Raw genomic sequence first — 6,480 nt, 5'->3', positions numbered from 1 at the left:
GAGAGCCGGCCCGGTATCAGCTCGTGGTCGGACCCGCAGCCGCATCGCGGCGCGCGTAAGCGCTTGACCAGGCGGTCGGTGACGGGTCGCGCAAGACGCCGTTCTCGCTTCGGAAGGAGAGCTTTGGTGATTGGTCACACAGGGCCTGACGTGCGGATCTGGGGTGCCGTCCAGCTTCGTTCAAGACTTCCAGTCTCGGCACATGGAGGCGCATAACCAGAGCCATCGTCCCGCGTGGCAGCCAGTTCGATTCTAGATCTCCGCCAGAAGACTTGTGCTGGAGATACAGTGTGATGCTTCCATCCACTCCATTCTTTAGTTCGGGAAGCATGATTGAGTTGATGAGATAGCGATTGAGAGGGTTCTCGACCAGGAACCGGTCTTCCCGTCGTACATCGTCACCGACCAGAAGGCCTTTACGGGAGGAAGCTGGCCAGGCTCGAAGGTAAGTGTGTAGTTGAATTTTCTCGTATCGAGAACCTGCCCGAAGAAGTCTCGCTAATAGGAGGGGATAGACAGCTTCTTCCGCGGAATTCTGGCGCCTGACACCGACTAGAACTCGCTCTACCGCGTCGGCAGTCGAGTATGGTCTCTATCGGGTAGTGGATCGCGCTGTAGCCGAATTCTGGTCATTCTGGTCAGACCAGTGCGCTACCGACATCTCTGGTTGTGAACGGTTTGTCTTTTGTATGACAGTAAAGCCCGAGCATGGCTTCACGGCTGTGGACAAGCAAGAAGATCCCACCGAGTGGGTCGCCGTGCCTGACAAGCTCGCGGCCGAGCCATTTTACGCCACTTACAAGCGACGCTGTCTGGAGTTGCTAGAACCTCGCCACGGCGGACACTACCTCGATGTGGGCGCTGGAGCCGGTGACGATGCGTTCGCTATCGCGTCGAGCGCGAACTGCACTGTCATAGGCATAGACAGGTCCCTGACGATGGCGAAGGTCTGCCATGGGCGAAGCCAGATTCCAGCGTCTGTCTGCGAAGCCGCGGAACTTCCGTTCCGCGACGAGACGTTCGATGGCACTCGAGCCGATCGCACTTTTCAGCACCTCCTCGATCCCCGGCGCGCTCTTGGTGAAATAATCCGAGTCAGCAGGTCAGGTGCTCGCATCGTAACAGTCGATCCCGACTACGACACTCAGGTCATGGAATTCTCCGATCAGGTGCTAGCGCCAAGGATTCTTCGCTATCGAGCTGATCATCAGCTCCGCAATGGTACGATTTCGCATCAAACGCCCGGAATGTTTCATGACGCTGGACTTGCTTCCGTTGGGGTCGAATCGCTCACGCTTTCAGTTCGAGATCCAGCCGCGGTCGATAGCGTGATGGGTCTGAGAACCTGGCCACGGATGGCCGCACGACACCAATACATCGCACCGGACGAGGCAGACCGCTGGGAGCAACTATTCGATGAGACGGTTCGAGACGAAAAGTTCTTCTATGCCGTCACATTCTTCATCACGGTGGGAGTCAAGCCGTAGCACTTGGTGAAAGGGCAGCTGTGGACAAGCCCCGAGAAAGCTCAATCGATCTTCAGTTCTCGGATTTTACTTATCTCTTTTCCCCTTGGCGTGACGCTATCGAGGCTAAGAGAATACCGCCCCACGTTACTCTTCTGTATCCCTGGCGGACTCCTCCTCTAGACGATCGGGACATAGATGCAGTTCGAGCCATAATTGCGAACTGCGCGGCATTTCCAATAACGTTCTCAGCAATCGGACGCTTCCCGAGAGATCGAGTTCTCTACCTGAAAGTCCAAAATAACGGTCCGCTGCGCACGCTAATGCAGGCCATCCACCGCGCGTTTCCAGAGACTCCGCCCTATGGTGGAAAATTCCTCGAGGTGATTCCTCATCTCACGATTGCGACCGCAGAAAATGACTTCCAATTGGATCAACTCGAACAAGAAGTACACGCCAGACTTGAGGCTCATCTGCCACTCTCGGCCGAAGTGCAATCAGTTGTTGTCGCGCAGGAGGACCTAATCGGCGTCTGGAGCACCGTCGCAGAACTGTCCCTTTTCGCTCCAGCGGTCCGCGAGCAATCTTGATAGAAGGTCGCGCTCTCGTGATTCGGCGAGCTATTGGCGCTGAGCTCTACGCGATGATGGCGAATTCGCCGCGAGGCGGTGGATTGGTTCTCGGCGCGAGGTATTCCACAGTGGAATAGGGTGGGCACCAAATCGAGCATCGGTTTCTTGACCATTCGAAGAGCAAATCACCGATGTGTGGGTCTAACAGGACCCGCTCATTGAAACGAACCCTCAGGGAGTCTCGCAGGGCGAGGACGCAATAGAGAACGATAAACCGAGTAGCACCAGCAAAGCAGCAGCCGTCTACCGCGGGGTTCATCAGCGGCTCGACTATGAACCGAAGATCCTCATGGATCCCATTGCTCTCCGTTAGTGGAGATGCCGAAGGACATTGACGTGAATGTCGAAGCCAGCAAGCCGGTTTTCAAGCAGCCCCTTTCACGCCTTGTAGCGCGAAGCCGTTGCGCTGAGGACTGCCTCGCCGCCGCTGGGGTCGCTGGCGCAAAACTGTTGATGGCGAATGACCCGCTGGCAGCCTCTCCCGCAGCTGGTGACTCCTTCTTGACAATATGTTTGGCCGCGGTCATACCGGTCGCAGTCACCTCACCACGGGAGACATCCCATCATTGAGGACGAAGCCTCAGGTTGAAAACGCCGCGCCCTGATATGCGACGGTTCCTATAGGGAGAACTGAAAGGTGATGTTCCAAGGGTCTTCTACTCTGAATAGGTTGCCTTAAAAGAGACCGCCGTCGCTCAGTTTGCAGAAGACCCTCGAACAGATGGTCGGGACACGTCTGAAGGATGAGGGTCAAAAGGAACTTGCATGAGTCTGCCACTGGACGGTTATCGGGTCATCGAACTCGCGCAAATTTACGCGGGTCCCTATTGCGGCCTCCAACTGGCCCATTTCGGCGCTGAAGTCATCAAGGTCGAACCTGTTGGATCTGGCGAGCTTCTGCGGACACGTCCGCCCGCAAAACACGGCACCAATTACGGCTTCCTCATGCTCAATACCGGCAAGAAGTCGGTCTCCCTTAACCTCAAAGATCCGCGCGGCCGGGATATCTTCTTCCGGATGCTCGCCGATTCGGACGTCCTCCTCGAAAACTACGCACCCGGCGCGCTGGAACGGCTCGGACTCGGCTACGACGACCTTGCGCCACGCTTCCCCCGCCTAGTCTTCGCCTCCAGCAAGGGTTACGGCCGCGACAGTCGCTTCGCCGAGCTGGGCGCGATGGATTTCACCATCCAGGCCGCCTCTGGCATCATCAGCATGACCGGATATGCTGACCGCCCTGGCGTCCGGGTTACCGCCGCGCTCATCGACACCAGTACCGGGATGCATCTTGCCGCGGGCATCCTCGCGGCTCTCCTCGAACGGGAGCGCACCGGCCGTGGCCGTAAGGTTGAGGTTGCGATGCTCGACGTGTGTATGCCCGCGATCAACGGGGCGATCGGTGTCGTCCAGGACGGATTCAAAGTTCGCCGCCTTGGCAACCGCCATCCCACAACCTGTCCCTGCAATACCTATCCATGTGCCGATGGCGAAATCTGGATTTACTGCCTAACTGAAGCTAACTGGCATCAACTTGCGCGGCTGATGAACCGCGAGGACCTCATTAGCCATCCCGACTACAAGGATCATCGGAGCCGCTTCAACTTAGTGGACCAGATTGACGCTATGGTTGGAGAATGGTCTTGCGTGCAAAAACGTGACGATCTCGTCACGCTTCTCCTCGCGAACCAAATCCCGTGCGCTCCGGTGCGTGAAATCGAGGAAGTAGCAGCCGATCCCGAACTTCCCGAACGTCACGTTGTCCGCAATGGGACCATCGGCGATCACGACGACATCAAGGTTCTCGGTTCCGCCATAAAGATGTCCGGTCTGCACGGCGATGAGATCTCGCCGCATGTCCCCGAACTTGGCGAGCACACCGCAGAAGTCCTGCAACGCCTCGGTATTTCCGCGGACGAAGTTGTCAAATTGCGCCGCGATGGCGTCATTTGAGTTGTCCCGGATGGCGTCCGCCTGGAGCCGGCTGCAGAGCGATCTTCGCGAGGTGATCGAGCGTTGCCACGATAATCGCCGACGCCGGAGAGCGGGTTCTATAGCGTTCACTTCGACCATTCGCTGAATACCAGTCTCAGCCATCCCACCGATAATCTCTTGGGTCCGCGTAGGTTCATCGGGCAACGAAGATCATTACGGTGATGTCGAGTTGGCCGAAGTCGCGGCCAACTTTCGCGAGCTACTCCTCGAGTCCGGCTAGCTGCTTGCACATGTAACCCACCGCTCTGTCGGCTTGAAAGCAGACCGGGTTGTAAGCATCGCCAATCGCGCGACCCACCTGAGCGCGTGCTTATCGGTCCTGACATAAGGACCGGCGGTTCCGGCTGCTGCACGGGCTTGTGACAGAATGGCCTGACTAACTTCGCAACGCCGGCATAAACCGGACGGCTGGACCGCGCCCATGTTAACGTGCGCGCGTCCGCAGAAGCACCGCAACAAGGTCGTATGCTTCTCGACAAACTACTTCACAACGAGATCCTCGAAATCACCCTGCTCACGCCAGCGGGACAGCAGGTCGAAAAAGGCTAACGCGCCTTGGGGGTACACGGCTTGTAGGAACCCACCCTCGCCTGTCCCCTCACCGTTGTAGTAGCCCGGCGTGCAGACGCTTTGGTATTTCGTCATCGGGTTTGTGCCGTTAACGATCCGCACCCACTCTGCCTCGGCTTCGGGCGTTGGCTCGATTGATTTTGCGTTACGCCGATCGACCAGGGTTATGAGTCGGGCGATGTGATGAGCCTGCTTGTTGAGCATGTAAGTAAAGTTCGCCGTCAGGCCGGTCTGCGTCAGCCCCATATGAAAGCAGTTGGGAAAGCCGCAACTCAGGAAGCCATGGAAGGTCCGCATTCCATTCTCCCAATAGTCGGCGAGCGAGAGGCCATCACGGCCATACATCGCGAACTCACCCCGCCGGGTGTACGCGGTCCCAACCTCGAACCCGGTGGCGAAGATAACGCAGTCCACTTCATATTCGACTCCGTCCACTATCACTCCGCGCTCAGTCACTCGCTCAATGGCCTTGCTGCTGGTGTCCACCAACTTGACGTTTGGTCGGTTGAAAGTCGGCAGGTATTCATCATTGAAGGTCGGCCGCTTGCACCATTGCCCGAACCAGGGCTTCAGCGCTTCGGCCGTCGTCGAATCTCTCACCGTTGAAGACACGCGGCCCCGAATCTCGTTCATCTTTTGAAAGTCGGCGATCTCGGCCAGAGCCATCCGCGCTTCGGCGGAGAGGGTCGAGTCATTCCTGCTGGAGATCAGATCTCCAAGTTTCTTGAGCGGGCTGGTCCACTTATCCCGGACCTCATCCTTCTCAATTTGCACTCCATCCAGAAGGGCGGTGAAGTTGCGGTTACGATACTCCTGCCAGCCGGGCTTCAGCTTTTTCGCCCATTCGGGATCGGTGGGGGTATTGTTCCGCTCGTCTACAGAGGACGGCGTGCGCTGAAATACGTAGAGCTGCTGCGCACACATGCCCAGATGGGGAATGCACTGGATCGCGGTGGCTCCGGTCCCGATAATTCCGACGCGCTTGTCCTTGAGTTTGTCCAAGCCTCCAGTGGTATTCCCGCCGGTGTAGTCGTAGTCCCAGCGACTCGTGTGGAAGGTATGCCCTTTGAATTTTTCAATCCCAGGGATTCCGGGCAACTTGGGCTTGTTCAGCGGCCCGCTCGACATGATCACAAAGCGGGTCTTGAATATATCGCCACGATCGGTGGTCACGGTCCAGCGTCCCGCCTGATCATCCCAACGCGCCTCTTTTATCTTCGTCTGGAAGCAGGCTTTCTCGTACAGATGGAAGCGCTGGCCGATCCTCTGGGCGTGGGCAAAGATCTCCGGCGCGAACGAGTATCTCTCTTTGGGAATGTAACCCGTCTCTTCCAGTAGGGGCAGGTAAAGGTAACCCTCGACGTCGCACTGAGCACCGGGATAACGATTCCAATACCAAGTGCCGCCGAAATCGCCGGCTTTCTCGACTATGCGGAAGTTGTTGATCCCGACCTCCTGCAACCGAACTGCTGCGAGCATCCCTCCAAAGCCGCCACCAATAATCATGACCTCAAGTTCTTCGTACAGCGCGGCGCGCGCGAAGCCTGGCTCGACGTATGGATCCACGTTGAAGTGCTCGAACCGTCCGCTGATCTCCTGGTACTGAGTGTTGCCGTCGGCTCGTAGCCTTTTGGCACGCTCGGCGGCGTACTTCTCCCGCAGTAGCCCCGGGTCGAAGCCCAGCTCGTGGGCGGTTGGCACTTGCCCCTGCGTAGGTTCAGTGACGGCTTCACTCATGAGTCAGTCCTCCTCGTGGGCAGATTGTTGCACCCGAAGCGGCTTTTTCGCCAGCGCACGGAGAACCGAGGAGATCACGCCCT

General features: G+C 57.6%; 4 protein-coding genes. 2 read left to right on the top strand and 2 right to left on the bottom strand.

The genetic code is table 11. The features are described from left to right. Window positions 1-722 precede the first annotated feature (722 nt). Window positions 723-1,487, top strand: a complete 765-nt coding sequence (locus VGI36_14545) for a methyltransferase domain-containing protein (protein ID HEY2486367.1) — start codon at window positions 723-725, stop codon at window positions 1,485-1,487. A gap of 299 nt (window positions 1,488-1,786) precedes the next feature. Here the strand turns inward: VGI36_14545 and VGI36_14540 are convergent, their stop codons facing one another. Then, complete coding sequence (locus VGI36_14540) at window positions 1,787-1,939, bottom strand: hypothetical protein (protein HEY2486366.1); 153 nt, start codon at window positions 1,937-1,939, stop codon at window positions 1,787-1,789. 924 nt (window positions 1,940-2,863) lie between these two features. On the opposite strand from VGI36_14540, the gene VGI36_14535 reads away from it, so the two are divergent. Continuing rightward, window positions 2,864-4,048: a CaiB/BaiF CoA-transferase family protein gene (locus VGI36_14535; GenBank protein HEY2486365.1), complete on the top strand. Its 1,185-nt coding sequence runs from the start codon at window positions 2,864-2,866 to the stop codon at window positions 4,046-4,048. A gap of 522 nt (window positions 4,049-4,570) precedes the next feature. Here the strand turns inward: VGI36_14535 and VGI36_14530 are convergent. After that, entirely contained in the window at window positions 4,571-6,397 is a 1,827-nt protein-coding gene (locus VGI36_14530; protein ID HEY2486364.1) for an NAD(P)/FAD-dependent oxidoreductase, read from the bottom strand. Window positions 6,398-6,480 lie beyond the last annotated feature (83 nt).

This window comes from Candidatus Binataceae bacterium, assembly GCA_036495685.1.
Lineage (GTDB): Bacteria > Desulfobacterota > Binatia > Binatales > Binataceae > JAFAHS01.
Note: the sequence above shows the minus strand (reverse complement) of the source record. Positions and strands in the feature narration are given on the sequence as shown.